This is a genomic window from Streptomyces sp. NPDC002054, from assembly GCF_040296685.1.
In the GTDB taxonomy this organism is placed as follows: domain Bacteria; phylum Actinomycetota; class Actinomycetes; order Streptomycetales; family Streptomycetaceae; genus Streptomyces.
The window spans coordinates 301,449-320,004 of record NZ_JBEOXT010000003.1 but is presented as its reverse complement, the minus strand read 5'-3'; the positions used below and the strand labels follow the sequence as shown (position 1 = coordinate 320,004).

Here is an 18,556-nt window from a genome sequence, read left to right as displayed (position 1 = left end):
GCGGCTCAGGAAGCCGTCGACTCCACCTGCTCGCTCGGGCGGACGATCACAAAACCCTCGCCGCGCAGCATCAGCTGCACGGCCTCGCCCGAACCGCCCCGGATCATCGAGCCCACCGACTGGGAGCGGTGCAGCCCGGTCTCCAGGTGCGCGCTCCAGCCGACCACCGCGTCGGTGTCCACGTACACCGGCGCCTGGGCGGTGACCGGTATGACGATCGGGTTGCCCTCGCAGACCAGGGCCAGCTTGCCGTGGCCGGTGAAGAGGCTGTTGAAGAGGCCGCCGCCGGTCATGCCGGCGCCCTTCACCGTCTTGATCTCGTAGGAGAGGGTCGAGTCGAAACAGAGCACGTTGCGGCCGTTGACGGTGAACGCGTCGCCCGGCTCGATGTCGACGAGGAAGCAGTTGCCGGCCTGGTGCGCGAACCAGGCCTCGCCCTGACCGCGCACGGCCATCAGCGGCAGGCCCTCGCCGGTGACGGCCCGCTTGAGCATGCCGCCGATGCCCTGGCCCTTGCGTTCGAACTGGAGGTTCCCGCGGAAGGCGATCATCGAGCCCTGCCGGGCGAGCATCTCTCCATTGACGGCGTACTTGACGGACTTGGGGTTCTGCAGGGTCATACCGGGGGCGGTCGCGGGCTGGGCCAGGTACTCGTTGGAGAAAAGATCGCTCTTCATGGGCCCGATCCTCACCCGGAGCGGACAACTCCGGCATCCTCCTGAAGTCGGAACCCGGCTCCACCCCTGGCATCCTTGACCGGATGAGCAGCAACGACACCGAAGACCGGCCGGCCGTCGGGGCGGACAGCCCCTTCCGGCAGGAGCACATCACCCGCGACCAGGCGCCCCAGTACGTCCTCCCCCTGGTGGTGCGGATCGAGAAGACCGGGCCGCCCGCCCGGACGGACGCCCTGGAGACCGCCGCCCGGGCGGTGCTCGTCCTGCTGTCCGACGAGCGCTCGCTCGGCGAGGGCGAATGGGCCGGCGCGGTCCGCGACTGGCAGGACGCCCGGATCCGGAAGGTGGTGCGGCGGGCGCGCGGCGCGGAATGGCGGAAGGCGGCGACCCTGCCAGGCATCACCGTCGAAGGAACCGGCACGGCGGGCGCGGCCGGGGCCGAGGGCGCGGCCGGCACGGTCGGCGCAGAGGTGCGGGTGTTTCCGCCGGTGCCGCTGGACGGCTGGCCCAAGGAGCTCGTGAAGCTCCAGGTGTCGGGCACCGACCTGGACGACCCGGAGCCGGCCGGCCCGGCGGATCCGGGGGTGCCGGTGCTGTGGCTCAACCCGGACCTGGACATGTCGGCCGGCAAGGCCATGGCCCAGGCCGGCCACGCGGCGCAGCTGGCCTGGTGGGAGCTGACCGGGGCGGAGCGCGCCCGGTGGCGGGACTCCGGTTTCCGGCTGGCCGTACGCACCGCAGGGCCGGAGCGGTGGGCGGAGCTGACCGGGAGCGGGCTGCCGGTGGTCCGGGACGCCGGCTTCACCGAGATCGCTCCGGGCTCGTGCACGGTGGTGGCCGACCACCCAGCCCTGCGGTCGCGGCTGAACACCCTGCTAGAATGAGCGCGTTGGCCTTCGGAGTGCTCCGCGCACGCGTCCGGAGGCTTTTTTCATGTCCTCCACCACTCTCACCGGTTACCGCGAGCTGCTCCGCAATCGTGAGTTCGCCGGGCTGTACGCCGGCTTCACACTGACGGTCGCCGCCGCCACCCTGTCGGGCTTCGCGCTCGGCACCCTCGTCCACCAGCAGACCCGCTCCCCGTTCCTGACGGCCGTGAGCATGTACGGCGCCACGTTCGCGACGGTGCTCGGCGCGCTGACGCTGATGTCGGTCGCCGACGCGAACCGGCCGCGCCGGACCCTGCTCGCCCTCCAGTCGGTCTCACTGGCGGGCGTGGCTGCGCAAGGCCTGCCGGGGCTGCCGCTGGCCGCCCGGTTCGCCCTGCTGCTGGTGCTCGGGTTCTTCCAGTCCCTGGGGACCGGCACCCGGATGGGCCTGCTCGCCGAGGTGATACCGGCCGCCGCCTACGCCCCGGCCCGGTCGCTGATGAACATCACCTCGGGCGGCACCGCGATCCTCGGCTTCGCCCTCGGCGCGGTCCTGCTGCGGGAGCTGGGCCCGCAGGGGCTCTTCGTCCTCGCCGCGGCCCTCACCGGCCTCGGGCTGCTGGTGACGGCGGCCACCGTCCGGGAACACTCGATCCGGCTCGTCTCCCGCCCCGGACTGCGCCAGACCTGGGCGACCAACGCCGAGCTCTTCGCCCACCCCAGCCGGCGGGCCCTGCTGGTGAAGCTGTGGGTTCCCAACGGTCTGATCGTCGGCTGCGAGGCGCTGTTCATCGCGTACGACCCGGACCGGGCCGGCACCCTGCTGGCCGCCGGAGCGGCGGGCATGCTGCTCGGGGACCTGATCGTCGGCCGGCTGCTGACCGCCGAACGGCGGCGCCGCTGCGCCTTCGCCCTGCGGCTGCTGCTCGCCGTCCCCTACCTGCTGTTCGTGCTCCACCCGCCCGTCCCGGTCCTGGCCGTGGCGGTGTTCCTCGCCGGTGCCGGGTTCGCCGCCACCCTGCCCCTGCAGGAGCAGCTGCTGGAGCTGACGCCCGGCCCGGTCCGCGGCCAGGTCCAGGGCGTCGAGTCGGCCGGCCGGATGACCTGGCAGGGCCTCGGCGCCGCGCTCGCCGGCGGTCTCGCCCAGGTGCTGGACCCCGGCACCGCGATCACCGCCGTCGCCGCGGTCTCCGTGGCCGTCACCCTTGCCGGCCGGCCGTTCACGGCCCGCGCCGAAGCTCAAATGTTGCTCTGAACCCGGCCCTTCGCGGTTGGCTGCACGGAGCCGGGGCCATGACATCGGCAGAAGCAACGGAAGGGGGGCGAGGGGCATGAAGCCCATGGCACGCCTGGGGGTGGGGATCGGCTGGCGGCCGGAGATCGCGGAGGCGGTCGAGCGGCTGCCGGGACTCGACTGGGTGGAGGTGGTGGCCGAGAACCTGTGTCCCGGCCATCTGCCGGAGTCCCTGCTGCGGTTGCGGGAGCGCGGGGTGACGGTGGTCCCGCACGGGGTCTCGCTGGGTCTCGGCGGTGCGGACCGGCCGGACGGCCGCCGGCTGGCCGATCTCGGCGAGCGGGCGGTGGCCCTGGGGGCCCCGCTGGTCACCGAGCACATCGCCTTCGTCCGCAGCTCGTCGCCGGCGCTGGAGGCCGGGCACCTGCTGCCGGTGCCGCGGACCCGGGACGCGCTGGACGTGCTCTGCGAGAACGTGCGGATCGCCCAGGACGCCCTGCCGGTGCCGCTGGCCCTGGAGAACATCGCCGCGCTGGTGAACTGGCCCGGGGAGGAGCTGACCGAGGGCCGGTTCCTGGCCGAGCTGGTGGAGCGGACCGGCGTCCGACTGCTGATCGACGTGGCCAACCTGCACACGAACCGGGTGAACCGCGGCGAGGACCCGCGCGCCGTGCTCGATGCGCTGCCCGCGGAAGCCCTGGCGTACGTCCATGTGGCCGGCGGCGTGGAACGGGACGGGGTGTGGCACGACACGCACGCACACCCGGTGCCGGCGCAGGTCCTGGACCTGCTGGCCGAACTCCGGGAGCGGGTGGACCCACCGGGCGTCCTGCTGGAGCGCGACGACGACTTCCCACCGGAGCCGGAACTCGCAGCCGAACTCACCGCAATCCGCGCCACGCTGGCCTCCGCGGCCCCAGCCCGGACCACAGCCCCGGCCGCTGGCGCGGCTTCCGACCGGGGTGCGGACCGCGGTGCGGCGGCGGTGTCGGAGGTCGGGGGTGCGCGGGGGCGGGTGGGGGTTGCGCAGACTGCGTTGCTTTCCGCGTTGGTTGCCGGGACCCCGGTGCCGGAGGGGTTCGACCGGCAGCGGGTCGCCGTACAGGCCCGGGCGCTGGTGGCCAAGCGGGCCGATGTGGTGCGCCGGATCGCCCCCGAACTCGTCGGCTTCCTGGGCCCCGAGGCGTTCCGGAAGGAGTTCTTCGGCTACGCCCGGCACCGGCCGATGACCGGCGGCTACCGGCGGGACGCCCTGGACTTCGCCGAGCACCTGCTGGTCCACGGGCTGCCCGCGGACCCGGCCGCCCGGCGCCGGCTCACCCGCTGGTGGCAGGACCGGGTCGGCAGCCGGCCACCGAACCGGCTGAGCCGCTGGGCCGGTCGGCTCGGGCTCGGGCCGCGTCCGCGTCCGCGGAGGGCCGTCGCATGATCGTGGCCTGTGTGCTGCTGCTGTGGCTCGCCGTGCTCGGCTCGACCGGCTGGGCGGCGCTCGGCATCCGGCGGGCCCGGGGCGCGGCCCTGCCCGGACCGGCCCCGCTCGACCTCTCCGAGGCCGCGTTCCTGACCGGCGGCCCCCGCCGGGTGGCCGACGCGGCGCTGGTCTCCCTCTGCTACGACGGCCGGATGATGATCGGCGGGCCGGGCATCGTGCAGGTGCGGACCGGAGCCCGGGGGAACGACCCGGGCGAGCGGGCCGTGCTGGAGGTGTTCGGCAGCGCGGTGAGCGGAGCCCTGCACCCGCTGCGGTCGGCGGCCCAGACCCACCCGGCGGTCCGGGAGACCGGCGAGGGGCTCGCCGCCCGCGGGATGCTGATCACCCCGGGGGCGCTGTCCCGCTGGCGGACCTGGACGGCGGTCCAGGCCATGCTCTGCATCCTGGGCCTGCCCGTGCTCGGGGTCCTGGCGGCCATCGCGCCCGGCCCGGCCGTGGCCGCGCTGCCGGCGCTGCTGCTGGGGGTCGTGGCCGCCGTGGTGCTGGCCGTACAGGCCGGCGGCCGGGCCACGAAGGCAGGCCGGCAGGCGCTGGAGGCCTACCGCAGGGCGTACGGCTCCAGTGCGGACCCGCGGGTGGCGGTGGCGCTGAAGGGGCCGCTCGCGGTGCCCGATCCGCTGCTGCGGACGCAGCTGATCCGGGGCTCGGCGGGTCCCCGGCGCGGGCCCTCCGGCCCCCGCGCCGCGCACGGTGACGGGAGCGCCGGGATGGCGGCGGTGTGGTGCGGAAGCGGCGACGGTGGCGGTGGCGGTGGCGGATCGGCCTGCTCCTCCGGATCGGCCTGCTCCACCGGCTCGAGTTGCGCCAGCAGCTCCGGCGGGTCGAGTTGCGGCGGTTCGTCCAGTTCCTGTTGAACCGACCGTTCCTGATGCCGCGTCACAAAGCCATCACGACCTCTACACCACCCCTGACCAGGGCGCTTGTCATCTTGTAGACATGCGCCCATGTTCTGGGTCCTGTTCCTGCTCGTGGCCTGGGCCGGTGTCCTCGCCGCCGGCGCCCGCCTCCTCCGCGCATCCGCCAAAGCCGTCGAGGTCTCCGAGACCTCTGCCTCCGACCACGGGGAGCTGACCCTCTACGAGGCGGCCTATCTGGCCGGCGGCCCGCACCGGGTCGCCAACCTGACCCTGGTCTCCATGGAGCGCGAGCGCCGGCTGCTGCTGGCCCACACCGGCTGGGCGACCGTGGTCGACCCGGTCGGCCGGGACCCGTTGGAGCGGTCGGTCCTCGGCGCGTTCGGCCCGGAGGGCCAGTCCCCGGTCGCGGCCGTCCGTACCGCCACCGCCGCGGGCGAGGCCGTACGCCGGCTCGCCGAGCGGCTCCGCGCGGCCGGGCTGGCCCTCCCCGAGGGGGCCCGCGCCGGGTTGGGCCACGGGCTCCGGGAGGTGCGCGGCGCCGTCCTGCTGGTGGCCGCGATGGCCACGGCGGCCCTCACGCTGCCAGGCGGGGCCACCGATACCGCGCTGGTCCTCTGCTGGTTCGGGCTGCCGCTCCTGCCGGCCCTGGCCCTCCTGGCCATGGCCCGCCTCGACGCCTCCCACCACTCCCCCTGGGCCTCCCCGGCCGGACAGCGGCTGCTGTCCGGGCTGCGCGCCGGCGACGGCGGCCCGCTCGCCGCCGTCGCCCTGCGCGGAGTGGCCGCGGTCGCCGATCCGGGGCTGCGTGCGGCGCTGTCCTCCGGCGGCCGGGGGATCCTGCCGCGGCAACGGGGTCGATGACGGCGGCACCCGGCGGGGCTGCTGTACTCGGCCGAGACCCAGGGTGATCATCCGATCGACGGAAGATCGAAGGGAGACCCCTGATGCCCGTGATGCGGACTCCGCCCGCCCGTTTCGGAGCCGCAGCCGCGGTGCTCTGCCTGACCCTGTGCGCCCCCGCCCCCACCCCGGCCCACGCCGCCGCTCCCGCGCCCGCGCCCACACACATCGCCGAGGCCGCCGGCACCGAGCGCGCCGCCCGCCGCGCCGCCGCCCGGCCGCTCTCCTTCACCCCCTGCCCCGCGGCCGAGGGACTGCCCGCCCCCGTGGGCTGCGCCCTGCTGCAGGTGCCCCTCGACTACGCCCGCCCCGACGGCCCGCAGATCTCCCTCACCGTCAGCCGGCTGCCCGCCACCGGCCACAAGACCGCCCGCCGCCAGGGCGCGCTGGTCTACAACCCCGGCGGGCCGGGCGCCTCGGGCATGTTCTTCCCGGCGGTCGCCGGACTCCCGGAGTGGCAGCGGATCTCCGCCGCCTACGACCTGGTCGGCTACGCCCCGCGCGGAGTGGGCGGGTCCGCACCGCTGTCCTGCCAACCCCCCGCCGGGTCCGCCCGGGCCCCCCGCCAGGTCCCGGCCGCGCCCTCGGCGGCGTACCGGCACCAGCGCGTGGCGGAGGCCCAAGGCCGTGCGCGGGGCTGCGCCGAGCGGGCGGGCGCGGCCCTGCCGTACTACTCGACCCTGAACAACGCCCGGGACCTGCATGTCCTGCGAGCCGCCCTCGGCGAATCCGGGCTGAGCTTCTTCGGCACCTCATACGGCACCTATTTCGGAGCGGTGTACGCGACCCTCTACCCGGGGCACGTCCGCCGGATGGTGTTCGACTCGCCGGTGGACCCCGACCCGCGGCGGATCTGGTACCGCGGCCTGCTCGACCGGCCGCCGGCCTTCGAACGCCGCTGGTACGACTTCCGGGCCTGGGCGGCCCGGCACCACGCCACCTACGGGCTGGGCGCCACCCCGGCGGCGGTGCGGGCGAGCTACGAGAAGGTGCGCGAGGCGGTGGCGCGCAGGCCGGCCGGCGGGCTGGTCGGCACCGGGGAGCTGACGGACGCCTATCTCCGGGTGACCTACGACGATGCGCTCTGGCCGGTGCGGGCGGCGGCGCTGTCCGCCTTTCTCGCCGGGGACTCGGAACCGCTGGTCGAGCAGGCCGCACCGGATCCAGCGACGGCAGCGACAGCGGAACAGGAGAACGCGAGCGCGGTCTACACCGCGGTGTTGTGCAACGACGCGCCCTGGCCGGCCGATGCGGCCGTCTGGGACCGCGACCACCTGGCGCTGGCGGGCCGGGCGCCCTTCGCGGCCTGGGGCCAGGCCTGGCTGAACCTGCCGTGTGCCTTCTGGCCGGTGTCCCCGCGGCAGCAGCCGGTGGCGGTGGGCGGGCCGGCGGCGGCCCGGCTGCCCCGGACGCTGATCGTGGCGGCGGAGCGGGACGCGGCCACCCCCTACCGGGGGGCGCTGGAGCTCCAGCGGCGGCTGGGCGGCGGCGCCGCACTGGTCACGGAGTGGGGCGCGGGCACCCACGGGGTGGCGGGGGGCCGCAATGCCTGTGTGGACCGGCATGTGGAGCGGTACCTGCTGACCGGCGAGACCGCGGGCCGGCGGGCCGGATGTGCGCCGCATCCGGAGCCCGCACCGGTGTCGTTGGACGGCCGGGCAGCGGCGACCCGGGGGTCGGCGCTGCCTCCTGCCGTCTGAACTTCCGGGCGGGATCTCCGGCTGCGTCGTTTCGGGGGCAGGGCCTCCCGATCCACCGGAGGAGCCACGTGACGGCGTGCTCCCCCGGCCCTTCCCCCCAGGGGAGGTATCAGGCGAGTCCGGCCACCAGATCGGCGACGGACTTGCGGCGTCCGGTGTAGAACGGCACCTCTTCGCGGACGTGCATCCGGGCCTCGGAGGCGCGCAGGTGACGCATCAGGTCGACGATGCGGTGCAGCTCGTCGGCCTCGAAGGCGAGCAGCCACTCGTAGTCGCCGAGCGAGAAGGAGGCCACGGTGTTGGCGCGGACGTCCGGGTAGCCGCGGGCCATCTTGCCGTGGTCGGCGAGCATCCGGCGGCGGTCCTCGTCGGGCAGCAGGTACCAGTCGTAGCTGCGCACGAAGGGGTAGACGCTGACGTAGTCGCGGGCGACCTCGTCGGCCAGGAAGGCCGGGATGTGCGACTTGTTGAACTCGGCGGGGCGGTGCAGCGCCATGTTCGACCACACCGGCTCCAGCGCGCGGCCCAGCCGGGTGCGGCGGAACAGGTTGTAGGCGGTCTGCAGCTCGTCCGAGGTCTCGGCGTGCCACCAGATCATGACGTCGGCGTCGGCGCGCAGGCCGGACAGGTCATAGGTGCCGCGGACGGTGATGTCCTTGGCCGCGAGCTGGTCGAACAGCTCCTGCACCTCGTCGGCGTAACCGGCGCGGTCCTCAGGGAGCACGTCTTTCAGCTTGAAGACGGACCACAGGGTGTAGCGAATGACCTCGTTGAGATCCTTGGCCTTCTTCCCCGCGTTGGGGATCTTCTCCGGTGCAGTCATGTTCCTATTGTCCCTGCCCTGATCAGTGGTCCGTGCCAGGGGTGCCCACTACGGCGGACACCGCGGCGGCGGCGCTCGCGATGCAGGCGGGGACGCCCACGCCGTCGTACGGCGCACCGCAGACCGCGAGGCCGGGGAGGGCGGCGACGGCGGCCCGGATCCGGTCCACCCGGTCCAGGTGACCGACCGGGTACTGGGGCAGTCCGCCGTCCCAGCGGGTGACGGCGGCGGCGACCGGCCGGGCGGCCAGGCCCACGGCCTCGCCGAGGTCGGCGAGGGAGATGTCGACGAGTTCGGCGTCCTCCCGCTCCAGGTCCTTCTCGTCCCCGTGGCGGCCCACCGAGGCGCGCAGCAGGAAGAGACCGGGATCGGCGCCGTTCCAGGCCCACTTGTTGCTGGAGAAGGTGGAGGCCTTGATCGTCCGGCCGTCCACGGGCGGGACGAGGAAGCCGCTGGAGGCACCCGAGGTGATCGCTTCGGGCAGTTCGGAGCGCCGGAAGGCCAGGGTGACCAGGGCCATGGACGCGTACTCGACGGCGCGCAGTTCGGCGGCGGCGGTGGGGGCGGGGCCGGCCAGCAGCCGGGCGGCGGGCCCGGCCGGGGTGGCGAGGATCACCGCGTCCGCTTCAAAGTCGCGGCCGTCTTCCGTCACCACGCGCCAGCCCCGGGGGGTACGGAGCAGCTCGCGGGCGGGGGTTCCGGTCAGGAGGTGGGCGCCGGCGGCCCGGCAGGCCTCGGCGACGGCGAGCGGGAGCCGGCCGATGCCGCCCTCGATGCCGGTGAAGACGGGGCCGGTGGCGGCGGCGCCGATGGCGTGGGTGCGTTCGGCGGCCTCGCGCTGGACGGAGCGGACGGCCTCGGTGAGGGAGGGGTGGGTGCGGATGGCCTGGTGCAGGGCGGGGATCGCGGCGCGCATCGAGATGCGGTAGGCGTCCCCGGCGTACACCCCGCCGAGCAGCGGTTCGACCAGCCGGTCCACGACCTCGCGGCCGAGGCGGGCGGCGACGTACGCGCCGACGGCGACGTCCTCGACCTCCTCGGCGGCCGGGCGGGGCTGCTCGGCCTCGGCGCGGGCCAGGCCTTCGGCGGAGAGGACTCCGGAGGCGGCGAGCGGGCCGAGGTCGCCGGGTACGCCCATGACATGGCCGCCGGGCAGCGGGCGCAGCACCCCGCGGGTCCACAGCCGGGCGGCGGCGGTGGCGGGCGGCTGGAGAGCGTCGCCGAGGCCGACGGCCCGGGCGAGGTCCAGGGCCTCGGGGCGGCGGGCGAGGAGGGACTCGGCGCCGAGGTCGACGGGGGCGCCCGCGAGTTCACCGGTGTACAGCTTGCCGCCGAGCCGCGGGCCGGCTTCCAGGAGGGTCACCCGGGCGCCGGCGGCGAGCAGCCGGTGGGCGGCGGCAAGGCCGGCGATACCGCCGCCGATCACGAGGACATGGCGGGGGCCGGGGCCCGGGCCGCCGGGCTGCCGCACGTCCGCCGGGCCCGTGTCCGGCCTGCTCGTACCGTCCGTGCTCATGTCCGCTTCCTCCATTCGTCCATGGGTCACATCGTCTCAGACGGGCCGTCGGGCCTGCTCCGAGGCCGGACCGTAACCGGTTCGGGACCGGCTCGGGACCGTGGATGCGAAACCGGTGGCGGGAGTCCGTACGTCGAAACGTCAAGATCCGATCGAGCCTGGGGGGCTGTTCCATGACGCGTACGTACGGACACAACAGCAGCAGAAGCCGGTCTGCCGACGGGCGTTCGGCCCGGGTGCTGGTGGCCGCGGCGGCCATCGGGATGCTGGCGCTGACCGGCTGCAGCGCGGCGGACGGCGAGAGCTCCGGCGCCAAGGCCGACCGCGGGGTGGCCGCCCCGCAGGGAGCCGCCGACGCCAAGGCCGGGGAGCAGGCGGCGGGTGCGGGCGCCACCGCCCCGTCGGCGGCACCCGCACCGGCCGCGGGCGCCGCCGGCAAGCCGGTGCAGGTGCGGCAGCACATCATCCGCACCGCGACCCTGGGCATCGAGTCCGAGGACGCCCAGCAGACCCTGGCGGCGGCCCGGTCGGCGGCCGAGGGCGCGGGCGGCTATGTGGGCAACGAGTCCACCCGGCGGAACGAAGCCGGGGCGATGACCTCGACGGTGACCCTGCGGGTACCCGGGGAGAAGTTCGACTCGGTGCTGAGCGCGCTGGAGGGCAGCGGGAAGCTGCTGCACCGCAAGGTGGAGGCGGAGGACGTGACCGAGAAGGTGGTCGACGTCGACAGCCGGGTCCGGTCGCAGCAGGCCAGCGTGGCCCGGGTGCGGGACATGATGGAAAAGGCCTCGGCGCTGGGCGATGTGGTCATGCTGGAGGGGGAGCTGAGCAAGCGTCAGTCCGAGCTGGAGGCGCTGCTGGCCCAGCAGGCGGCGCTGAAGGACCGGACCTCGCTGGGCACGATCACCCTGGAGGTGTCCGGAAAGCCCGCGGAGCCGGCCGAGCAGAAGAAAGAGGAGGACCCGGTCTTCATGGACGCCCTGAAGGGCGGCTGGGACGTGTTCCTCACCGGGCTGAAGTGGCTCACCCTGGTGCTGGGCGCGGTGCTGCCGTTCGCCGTGGCGGGACTGGTCCTGCTGGCGCTGTGGAAGGCGTACCGGCGGTTCCGCCCGGCGGCGGCCCCGGTTCCGATGCGGCGCAGCACCGGCGCCCCGCAGGTGTGGCCGCAGCGGCCCGCAGCACCGGCCGCGCCGTCAGCGCCGGCCGGCGGGACGGACACCCCGGCGGACGTGCAGGACTGAACGCCCGTTCGCGCATAGCGTGTTCCGCGGACGTCGACGGCGGAGGGCGGTACGGGCGATGGCAGCGGAACGACTGGTCGTGGTCGGGGGCGATGCGGCGGGCATGTCCGCCGCATCGCAGGCCCGCCGGCTGAAGGGCCCGGAGGAGCTGGAGATCGTGGCCTTCGAGCGGTCGCACTTCAGCTCCTACTCGGCGTGCGGGATCCCGTACTGGATCGGCGGCCAGGTGGCGGAGCGGGACGCACTGGTCGCCCGGACACCCAAGGAGCACCGGGCGCGGGGCATCGACCTGCGGATGCGGACCGAGGTGGTGGAGCTGGACCTGCCCGGGCGGCGGGTCCGCGCCCGGGACCTGGAGACCGGCTCCGAGTCCTGGACCGGCTACGACCGCCTCGTCCTGGCCACCGGGGCCCGGCCGGTCCGCCCCCGGCTGCCGGGGATCGGGGCGGCCGGGGTGTACGGGGTGCAGACCCTGGACGACGGGCAGCGGCTGCTGGAGTTCCTGGAGCGTACGCAGGGCCGCCGGGCGGTGGTGGTCGGCGCCGGGTACATCGGGGTGGAGATGGCCGAGGCCCTGGTGGGCCGGGGCTTCGAGGTGACGGTCCTGCACCGCGGCGCACAGCCGATGGCCACCCTCGACCCGGACATGGGCGGCCTGGTGCACCGCGCGATGAACGCCATGGGGATCCGTACGGTCGCCGGGGCCGAGGCCACCGCGATCCTGACGGACGGCGACGGCCGGGCCCGGGCGGTGGCCACGGCCTCCGGCGAGGAGTACCCGGCGGACGTGGTGGTCCTCGGCATCGGCGTGGAGCCGCGCACCGCGCTGGCCCGGGCGGCCGGCCTGCCGCTCGGTGACTCGGGCGGCCTGCTGACCGACCTGTCGATGCGGGTCCGCGGCCACGAGGACATCTGGGCGGGCGGGGACTGCGTGGAGGTGCTGGACCTGGTCTCGGGCCGCACCCGGCACATCCCGCTGGGCACGCACGCCAACAAGCACGGCCAGGTGATCGGCTCGGGGGTGGGCGGCGGCTACGCCACCTTCCCGGGGGTGGTCGGCACCGCGGTGAGCAAGGTCTGCGCGCTGGAGATCGCCCGTACCGGACTGCGGGAGAAGGACGCGCGGGCAGTGGGCCTGCGCTTCGTGACCGCCACCATCCGGTCGACGAACACGGCCGGGTACTACCCGGGGGCGGCGGAGATGACGGTGAAGATGCTGGCCGAGCAGCGCACCGGCCGCCTGCTGGGGGTCCAGATCGTGGGCGGCTCGGGCTCGGCGAAGCGGGTGGACATCGCGGCGGTCGCGCTGACCGCCGGCATGACCGTGGACCAGGTGGTCGGCCTCGACCTGGGGTACGCACCGCCGTTCTCCCCGGTCTGGGACCCGATCCTGGTCGCGGCCCGCAAGGCGGTGGCAGCGGTCCGCGTCACCGCGCTGTAGCCCGCCCTGCCCCGGGCCGGGCGCGCCGATATCCTGGGAGCGACCGTCGGGGGCTTTCCACCTGTGGAGGGCAGCACGATGAACCGGCACCGCCGTCTGGCCCTGCTCGCCCCGGCCCTCGCCGCCTCCGTGGCCCTCGCCCCCGCCGTCTGGGCGCCGGGCGCCACGGCAGTAGCGGCGGCACCCACCGGCGCGTCCTGCGCACTGGTGCGCACCGAGCCCGGCATGCAGGACGAGGACACCCGGTTCGCGCTCCGGCTGACCGGATTCCCGCCGGGCCAGGAGGTCGTGGTCGACGGGCCGACGGACTTCCGGGCCAGGGTGGACGCCAAGGGCGCGTTCGAGGAGGACAGCGTCGTGTACGGCCCGTACCGCGTCGGCTTCCGGGAACCCGGGGCGGACCCGCGGATCATCCGGTGCACCGCGCCGCCCGGGCAGGCAGCCGGGTGACGCCGGAGCACGCCGACACCGGTGCGCCCAGGGCTGAACCGGGCGGCACCCGCCGGAACGGCGGTCAGGCGGCGGACGACAGCAGCTCGGTGATCACCCGGCGGGCGGTCGCCGCCATCTCCGGCTTCGACTCGCGGTAGTAGCGGAGCTCCATCAGCGCGATCGACAGCGCCCAGCCCCGGCCGCGCGCCCACATCGCCTCGTCGGCGCCGACCGCCGCCCGGAATCCGTCCCGGGCGGAGGCCGGGAGGATGTACCAGGCGGCGATGGTGTCCACGGCGGGGTCGCCCAGTCCCAGGCAGCCGAAGTCGAGGACGGCGCTCAGCCGCCCCCGCACGGTCAGTACGTTCCCGGGCTGCAGGTCGGCATGGATCCACGCCGGCGGCCGGGTCCAGCCGGGTGCCTCCAGGGCCGCCTCCCACACGGCGGTCGCCCCGGCGGTGTCGAGCTCCTCGTACAGCTCCGCGAGTGCGTTCCGGGTTGCCGCGTCGCGTGCCGCCAGGGGCTCGCTGCGGTAGGCGGCGGGCCCGCCGGCCGGGTCGACCGCCCGCAGGGCGGTGATGAAGCCGGCCAGGTCGGCGGCGAGCGGCCCGGCGTCGGCGGCCGGCTCGGCGTCAGCGGCCGTACTCAACGGGGTCTCCCCCTCCAGCCAGCGGTACACCGACCACGGCCAGGGGTAGCCCTCGGCCGGCTCGCCCCGGCCGAGCGGGACCGGGACCGCCGTCGGCAGCTGCGGCGCGAGCCGGGGCAGCCAGTGGTGCTCGGTGTCCACGTCCACCGCGGCCCCGGCGGTGCGCGGCAGCCGGACCACCATGTCGGTGCCGAGCCGGTACATCACATTGGACGTGCCGCCCGAGGGGACGCCCGTGACGGGCAGCCCGGACCACTGCGGGAACCGGGTCCGGACCAGGCGCCGGACCAGGTCCTCGTCGATCTCGGGCTCGTCCGCGTGCAGCCGCTGCGCCGCCATGCCGCGGCTAGCGGGCCGTCTTGGTGTGGACGTAGTCCACCAGGCGGGTCAGCGCGTCCGGGTCGGTGGTCGGCAGGACCCCGTGGCCCAGGTTGAAGACGTGGCCCTCCAGGCCGGCCGCGGCGGCGAGCACCTCGTCCGTCTTGGCCTCGACCGCCTCCGGGGTGGAGAACAGCACGGCCGGGTCCAGGTTGCCCTGGAGCGCCTTGCCGGGGCCGACCCGGCGGACGGCCTCGTCCAGCGGGACCCGGTAGTCGACGCCCATGACGTCCGCGCCGGCCTCGCCCATCAGGCCGAGCAGCTCGCCCGTGCCCACGCCGAAGTGGATGCGCGGGACTCCGTACGAGGCAACGGACTGCAGGACCTTCGCCGAGGCCGGCATCACCGAGCGGCGGTAGTCCGCCGGGGCGAGGGCGCCGACCCAGGAGTCGAAGAGCTGGACCGCGGACACGCCGGCCTCGATCTGGACCTTCAGGAAGGCGGAGGTGATCTCCGCGAGGCGGTCCAGCAGGTCGGCCCACAGCTGCGGGTCGCCGTACATCAGGGCCTTGGTGTGCTCGTGGTTGCGCGAGGGACCGCCCTCGACGAGGTAGCTCGCGAGGGTGAAAGGCGCACCGGCGAAGCCGATCAACGGCGTGCTGCCGAGTTCACCCGTGAGCATGCCGATGGCCTCGGTGACGTAGGCCACGTCCTCGGGTGTCAGGTCGCGCAGCTGTGCGAGGTCCTCGCGGCGCCGGATCGGCTGGGCGACGACCGGGCCGATGCCCGGCTTGATGTCCAGGTCGATGCCGATGGCCTTGAGCGGGACCACGATGTCGGAGAAGAAGATCGCCGCGTCCACCTTGTGGCGGCGCACCGGCTGCAGGGTGATCTCGGTGACCAGGTCGGGCCGCATGCAGGATTCCAGCATCGCGGTGCCCTCGCGGACCTTGCGGTACTCGGGGAGGGAGCGCCCGGCCTGCCGCATGAACCACACCGGGGTGTGCGGCACCGGCTCGCGCCGGCACGCCTTCAGGAAGGCGGAATCGTACGTCTGACTCGGCTGGCCCTGCGGGCGGTCGTTGGCACTCACGACCCAAATCTTCGCACGTATGTCGAAGTGCCCGCCGCGGCACGGGTGTCCCTGCGCTGAAGGGGGCCTTCTTCCGCCTATCGTTCCCCGCATGGCTGCGGCTCAGGGACGATTTTCAGATGGCGCTGACGGTATGGACAGCGCGAAGGAGACCTCCGTCCCGCTCCCGTTCCGACGGGCGGTCGACGGCTTGAAGAAGGCGCGCCTGCGGCCGGGGATCGAGATCGACCCGACCAGACCGCCGCAACGCCTCGCGCCCCATGCGTACGCGCTGGAGGCGGCGGTGGTGGAGGGGGAGGAGGACCTGGCCGACGGCCGGCTGATCCTGCTCCACGACCCGGCCGGGCACGAGGCATGGCACGGAACGTTTCGGCTGGTGACGCTCGTACGGGCGGAACTGGAGCCGGAAATGGCCGCGGACCCGCTCCTTCCCGAGGTGTGCTGGTCCTGGCTGACGGGGGCCCTGGAGGCCCGCGGGCTGACCTACGGGGAGGCGAGCGGCACCGTGACCCGGGCGAGCTCGCACTACTTCGGCGGGCTCGGGGCGCGGCGTCCGGCGACGCAGATCGAGATCAGAGCCTCGTGGACGCCCCGGGAAGGGGTGGGAGGGGTGCCGGACACGGCCGCCCACCTGTCCGCGTGGTGTGAGTTGCTGTGTCAGATCGCCGGGCTGGAGCCGCTGCCTCCGGCGGATCCGGGTGTGGTGTCGCTGCCGCAGCGGCGCGGTCCGCAGCACCCGTAGCGGTCTGCGGCGCCAAGGGGGGTCCGTTGCGGGCTTCTGATCGCCCCTGATCGATCACCGATCGATCGCGCGTCCGAATTGCCCGAATTGTTACTCACCAAATCGTGATCATTCCCTAAAGCCGGGCGGGTGACGTGCCGAAGGAGTCAGTGACCATCCGCACGGAGCGCACCGGCTTCTTCCCCGAGCCGGTGCCGTCCCGCCACTCCCCCAGGAGGCCTGGTGTCCGTTCTTCTCGAGCAGCCCGCAAGCCTGGTCGCCTACCGCCCGAACAAGCCGACGGCCATGGTCGTCGTCGCCGACCCGCGCGTCCGTTCCACCGTGACCCGCCACCTGTGGGCCCTCGGAGTCCGTGACGTGATCGAGGCATCGTCCATCGCGGAGGCCCGTCCCCGCGTCGGCAACCCGCGCGACATCTGCGTGGCCGACGTCCACCTGCCCGACGGTTCCGGTCTCACCCTGCTCTCCGAGACCCGGGCCGCCGGCTGGCCCAACGGCCTGGCCCTGTCCGCCGCCGACGACATCGGCGCGGTCCGCAACGCCCTCGCGGGCGGAGTCAAGGGCTACGTCGTCACCGGTACGCGTACCAACATCGGGCTGCCCACCCGGCCGGGCGCCGCGCCCATCGGCTCGGCCGCCGCCCGGATGCACCGCCGCCCCCCGGGTGCCCCGAGCCACCCGGGCGGCTACCGCGAGCTCTCCGGCCGCGAGGTCGAGGTCCTGCGCCTCGTCGCGGAGGGCCAGTCCAACAAGGCCATCGGCGTCTCGATGGGCCTGTCCGCCCTGACCGTCAAGTCCCACCTGGCCCGGATCGCCCGCAAGCTGGGCACCGGGGACCGTGCCGGAATGGTCGCCGTGGCCCTCCGGACCGGGATCATCCACTGAGCCCGGCCCGCGGCCCCCGGATAGCCGCCCACATATCCGCCCGCATATCCGCCCGGATAGTCACCCGCATAAACGCACGGACAAACGCCCGGGGTATCCCCGGGAACCCCCCGCCAAACTGCCGTACCTCTACATCGCGCCCGTCGCCGGAACGTTCCGGCGACGGGCGCGTCGTATCCACGGATACCCTTGAGCGGTGACCGACGCCCAAGAGACCGCAGCAGACCTGCGCACCACCACCGGGGGCGGCCCCCCGGACGACGTCGATGTTCCGTCCGATGGGCTGCCGATTCCGCTGCTCGAACCCCGCGAGGGGATTCCTCCGGTGGTCGCCGACCAGGACTCCCTCGCCCGGGTGATCGCGGCCTTCGCCGCGGGCACCGGCCCCGTCGCCGTCGACGCCGAACGTGCCTCCGGATACCGCTACGGGCAGCGCGCCTACCTGGTGCAGCTGCGCCGCGAGGGCGCGGGCTCCGCGCTGATCGATCCGGTGGGCTGCCCCGACCTGTCCGGCCTCGGCGAGGTGCTGGCCGGTACCGAATGGATCCTGCACGCCGCCACTCAGGACCTGCCCTGCCTCCGCGAAATAGGCATGGTTCCGACCACCCTGTTCGACACCGAGCTGGCCGGCCGGCTGGCCGGGTTCCCCCGGGTGGGCCTCGGCGCGATGGTCGAGAGCGTGCTCGGCTACGCGCTGGAGAAGGGGCACTCGGCGGTCGACTGGTCGACCCGCCCGCTGCCCGAGCCCTGGCTGCGGTACGCCGCGCTGGACGTGGAGCTCCTGGTCGACCTGCGGGACGCCCTGGAGAAGGAACTGGACCGGCAGGGCAAGCTGGACTGGGCCCGGCAGGAGTTCGACGCCATCGCCTCGGCCCCGCCCGCCCCGCCCCGCAAGGACCCCTGGCGGCGCACCTCCGGCATGCACAAGGTGCGCCGGCGCCGGCAGATGGCCGTGGTGCGCGAGCTGTGGGAGACCCGGGACCGGATCGCCCAGCGGCGTGACGTGTCCCCGGGCAAGGTGCTGGGCGACGCGGCGATCATCGAGGCCGCCCTCGCCGTTCCGGCCACCGTCCACGCCCTGTCCGCCCTGCCCGGGTACGGACAGCGGATGGGCCGGCGCCAGCTGGACCAGTGGATGGCCGCCGTGGACCGCGCCAGGGCCCTGCCCGAGGCCGAGCTGCCGCAGCCGGGGGCGACGCCCTCGGGCCCGCCGCCGCCGCGCTCCTGGGCGGACAAGGACCCGGCCGCCGCGGCCCGCCTCTCGGCGGCCCGGACCGCCGTCTCGGCCCTGGCCGAGCAGCTGAACCTGCCCCAGGAGAACCTGGTCACCCCGGACACCGTGCGCCGGCTCTGCTGGGAGCCGCCGATGCAGGTCACGGCCGCCTCGGTGGCGGAGGCCCTGACCGAGTTCGGGGCCCGGCCCTGGCAGATCGAACAGGTCACGGTCCCCCTGGTCACGGCCCTGACGGCCGCGGCGGTCTGACCGGCTGCACCCGTACGAAGCCCCCGGCCCCCGGCCGGGGGCTTCGCCGTATCCCCGTCGGGCCGCCCGCGGCCGGTGTGACCTTCGCCGCTCCCGGGGCAGGGGGTGTCCAGTTCGGTTACCCGCAAGTAGCATGACGGGGTGAGCGCGCGCTCAGGAAGATCCGGGCGCGACGCCGCGCAGCAGTGCCACCCCGCACCCTGG

Annotated in this window: 17 protein-coding genes; 12 read left to right on the top strand and 5 right to left on the bottom strand. The window is 74.6% G+C overall.

The features are described from left to right. Positions 1-5: 5 nt before the first annotated feature. The gene (locus tag ABT123_RS04540; RefSeq protein WP_351309705.1) at positions 6-677 is read right to left on the bottom strand and encodes an AIM24 family protein; all 672 of its coding nucleotides are present in this window, start codon (positions 675-677) and stop codon (positions 6-8) included. Positions 678-760: 83 nt separating this feature from the next. Between ABT123_RS04540 and ABT123_RS04535 the strand changes: the two genes are divergently transcribed. The 6 genes from ABT123_RS04535 (at position 761) to ABT123_RS04510 (ending at position 7,729) form a co-directional block, all read left to right on the top strand. Then, complete coding sequence (locus ABT123_RS04535; RefSeq protein ID WP_351309703.1) at positions 761-1,561, top strand: aminoacyl-tRNA hydrolase; 801 nt, start codon at positions 761-763, stop codon at positions 1,559-1,561. A 49-nt stretch (positions 1,562-1,610) separates the two neighbouring features. Next, on the top strand, positions 1,611-2,801 hold the full coding sequence (locus ABT123_RS04530; RefSeq protein ID WP_351309701.1) for an MFS transporter: 1,191 nt from the start codon (positions 1,611-1,613) through the stop codon (positions 2,799-2,801). 85 nt (positions 2,802-2,886) lie between these two features. After that, positions 2,887-4,209, top strand: a complete 1,323-nt coding sequence (locus ABT123_RS04525; protein WP_351309757.1) for an MbnB/TglH/ChrH family RiPP precursor modification enzyme — start codon at positions 2,887-2,889, stop codon at positions 4,207-4,209. After that, positions 4,206-5,126, top strand: coding sequence for a TIGR04222 domain-containing membrane protein (locus ABT123_RS04520; protein ID WP_351309699.1), 921 nt, complete (start codon positions 4,206-4,208; stop codon positions 5,124-5,126). The genes ABT123_RS04525 and ABT123_RS04520 overlap by 4 nt, the downstream gene beginning before the upstream one ends. A 90-nt stretch (positions 5,127-5,216) precedes the next feature. Further along, on the top strand, positions 5,217-5,990 hold the full coding sequence (locus ABT123_RS04515; protein WP_351309697.1) for a TIGR04222 domain-containing membrane protein: 774 nt from the start codon (positions 5,217-5,219) through the stop codon (positions 5,988-5,990). Between the two features lie 92 nt (positions 5,991-6,082). Further along, positions 6,083-7,729 carry an alpha/beta hydrolase gene (locus ABT123_RS04510; RefSeq protein WP_351309755.1) on the top strand — a complete coding sequence of 549 codons (1,647 nt, stop codon included), beginning with the start codon at positions 6,083-6,085 and terminating at the stop codon, positions 7,727-7,729. 109 nt (positions 7,730-7,838) lie between these two features. Here ABT123_RS04510 and hemQ read toward each other — a convergent pair whose 3' ends face one another. Both hemQ and hemG read right to left on the bottom strand, forming a co-directional pair. Beyond that, a complete protein-coding gene (gene hemQ / locus ABT123_RS04505) occupies positions 7,839-8,552 on the bottom strand; it encodes a hydrogen peroxide-dependent heme synthase (protein ID WP_351309695.1) in 714 nt (237 codons plus the stop codon). Positions 8,553-8,574: 22 nt separating this feature from the next. Next, entirely contained in the window at positions 8,575-10,068 is a 1,494-nt protein-coding gene (gene hemG / locus ABT123_RS04500; RefSeq protein ID WP_351309693.1) for a protoporphyrinogen oxidase, read from the bottom strand. A 173-nt stretch (positions 10,069-10,241) separates the two neighbouring features. Between hemG and ABT123_RS04495 the strand changes: the two genes are divergently transcribed. The 3 genes from ABT123_RS04495 to ABT123_RS04485 all read left to right on the top strand — a co-directional run bounded on the left by ABT123_RS04495 (position 10,242) and on the right by ABT123_RS04485 (position 13,200). Further along, positions 10,242-11,309 carry a DUF4349 domain-containing protein gene (locus ABT123_RS04495; protein ID WP_351309690.1) on the top strand — a complete coding sequence of 356 codons (1,068 nt, stop codon included), beginning with the start codon at positions 10,242-10,244 and terminating at the stop codon, positions 11,307-11,309. A gap of 58 nt (positions 11,310-11,367) precedes the next feature. Next, positions 11,368-12,750, top strand: coding sequence for an FAD-dependent oxidoreductase (locus ABT123_RS04490; protein ID WP_351309687.1), 1,383 nt, complete (start codon positions 11,368-11,370; stop codon positions 12,748-12,750). Positions 12,751-12,828: 78 nt separating this feature from the next. Next, on the top strand, positions 12,829-13,200 hold the full coding sequence (locus tag ABT123_RS04485; RefSeq protein ID WP_351309685.1) for a hypothetical protein: 372 nt from the start codon (positions 12,829-12,831) through the stop codon (positions 13,198-13,200). A gap of 64 nt (positions 13,201-13,264) precedes the next feature. On the opposite strand, the gene ABT123_RS04480 is transcribed toward ABT123_RS04485, so the two are convergent. After that, complete coding sequence (locus ABT123_RS04480; protein ID WP_351309683.1) at positions 13,265-14,170, bottom strand: aminoglycoside phosphotransferase family protein; 906 nt, start codon at positions 14,168-14,170, stop codon at positions 13,265-13,267. 7 nt (positions 14,171-14,177) lie between these two features. Then, positions 14,178-15,242, bottom strand: coding sequence for a uroporphyrinogen decarboxylase (hemE, locus tag ABT123_RS04475; RefSeq protein ID WP_351309681.1), 1,065 nt, complete (start codon positions 15,240-15,242; stop codon positions 14,178-14,180). A gap of 91 nt (positions 15,243-15,333) precedes the next feature. Between hemE and ABT123_RS04470 the strand changes: the two genes are divergently transcribed. The 3 genes from ABT123_RS04470 (at position 15,334) to ABT123_RS04460 (ending at position 18,352) form a co-directional block, all read left to right on the top strand. Next, complete coding sequence (locus ABT123_RS04470; RefSeq protein ID WP_351309678.1) at positions 15,334-15,984, top strand: DUF3000 domain-containing protein; 651 nt, start codon at positions 15,334-15,336, stop codon at positions 15,982-15,984. Positions 15,985-16,206: 222 nt separating this feature from the next. Next, complete coding sequence (locus ABT123_RS04465; RefSeq protein WP_150206749.1) at positions 16,207-16,869, top strand: response regulator transcription factor; 663 nt, start codon at positions 16,207-16,209, stop codon at positions 16,867-16,869. 196 nt (positions 16,870-17,065) lie between these two features. Continuing rightward, the gene (locus ABT123_RS04460; RefSeq protein WP_351309675.1) at positions 17,066-18,352 is read left to right on the top strand and encodes an HRDC domain-containing protein; all 1,287 of its coding nucleotides are present in this window, start codon (positions 17,066-17,068) and stop codon (positions 18,350-18,352) included. Positions 18,353-18,556: the final 204 nt, after the last annotated feature.

Coding starts and splice junctions, on each gene's coding strand:
- ABT123_RS04525 (WP_351309757.1), top strand. CDS start 2,887: ATGGCACGCCTGGGGGTGGGGATCGGCTGGCGGCCGGAGATCGCGGAG.
- ABT123_RS04535 (WP_351309703.1), top strand. CDS start 761: ATGAGCAGCAACGACACCGAAGACCGGCCGGCCGTCGGGGCGGACAGC.
- ABT123_RS04515 (WP_351309697.1), top strand. CDS start 5,217: ATGTTCTGGGTCCTGTTCCTGCTCGTGGCCTGGGCCGGTGTCCTCGCC.
- ABT123_RS04495 (WP_351309690.1), top strand. CDS start 10,242: ATGACGCGTACGTACGGACACAACAGCAGCAGAAGCCGGTCTGCCGAC.
- ABT123_RS04470 (WP_351309678.1), top strand. CDS start 15,334: ATGGCTGCGGCTCAGGGACGATTTTCAGATGGCGCTGACGGTATGGAC.
- ABT123_RS04520 (WP_351309699.1), top strand. CDS start 4,206: ATGATCGTGGCCTGTGTGCTGCTGCTGTGGCTCGCCGTGCTCGGCTCG.
- ABT123_RS04490 (WP_351309687.1), top strand. CDS start 11,368: ATGGCAGCGGAACGACTGGTCGTGGTCGGGGGCGATGCGGCGGGCATG.
- ABT123_RS04540 (WP_351309705.1), bottom strand. CDS start 677: ATGAAGAGCGATCTTTTCTCCAACGAGTACCTGGCCCAGCCCGCGACC.
- ABT123_RS04480 (WP_351309683.1), bottom strand. CDS start 14,170: ATGGCGGCGCAGCGGCTGCACGCGGACGAGCCCGAGATCGACGAGGAC.
- hemG (WP_351309693.1), bottom strand. CDS start 10,068: ATGAGCACGGACGGTACGAGCAGGCCGGACACGGGCCCGGCGGACGTG.
- ABT123_RS04530 (WP_351309701.1), top strand. CDS start 1,611: ATGTCCTCCACCACTCTCACCGGTTACCGCGAGCTGCTCCGCAATCGT.
- hemQ (WP_351309695.1), bottom strand. CDS start 8,552: ATGACTGCACCGGAGAAGATCCCCAACGCGGGGAAGAAGGCCAAGGAT.
- ABT123_RS04510 (WP_351309755.1), top strand. CDS start 6,083: ATGCGGACTCCGCCCGCCCGTTTCGGAGCCGCAGCCGCGGTGCTCTGC.
- ABT123_RS04485 (WP_351309685.1), top strand. CDS start 12,829: ATGAACCGGCACCGCCGTCTGGCCCTGCTCGCCCCGGCCCTCGCCGCC.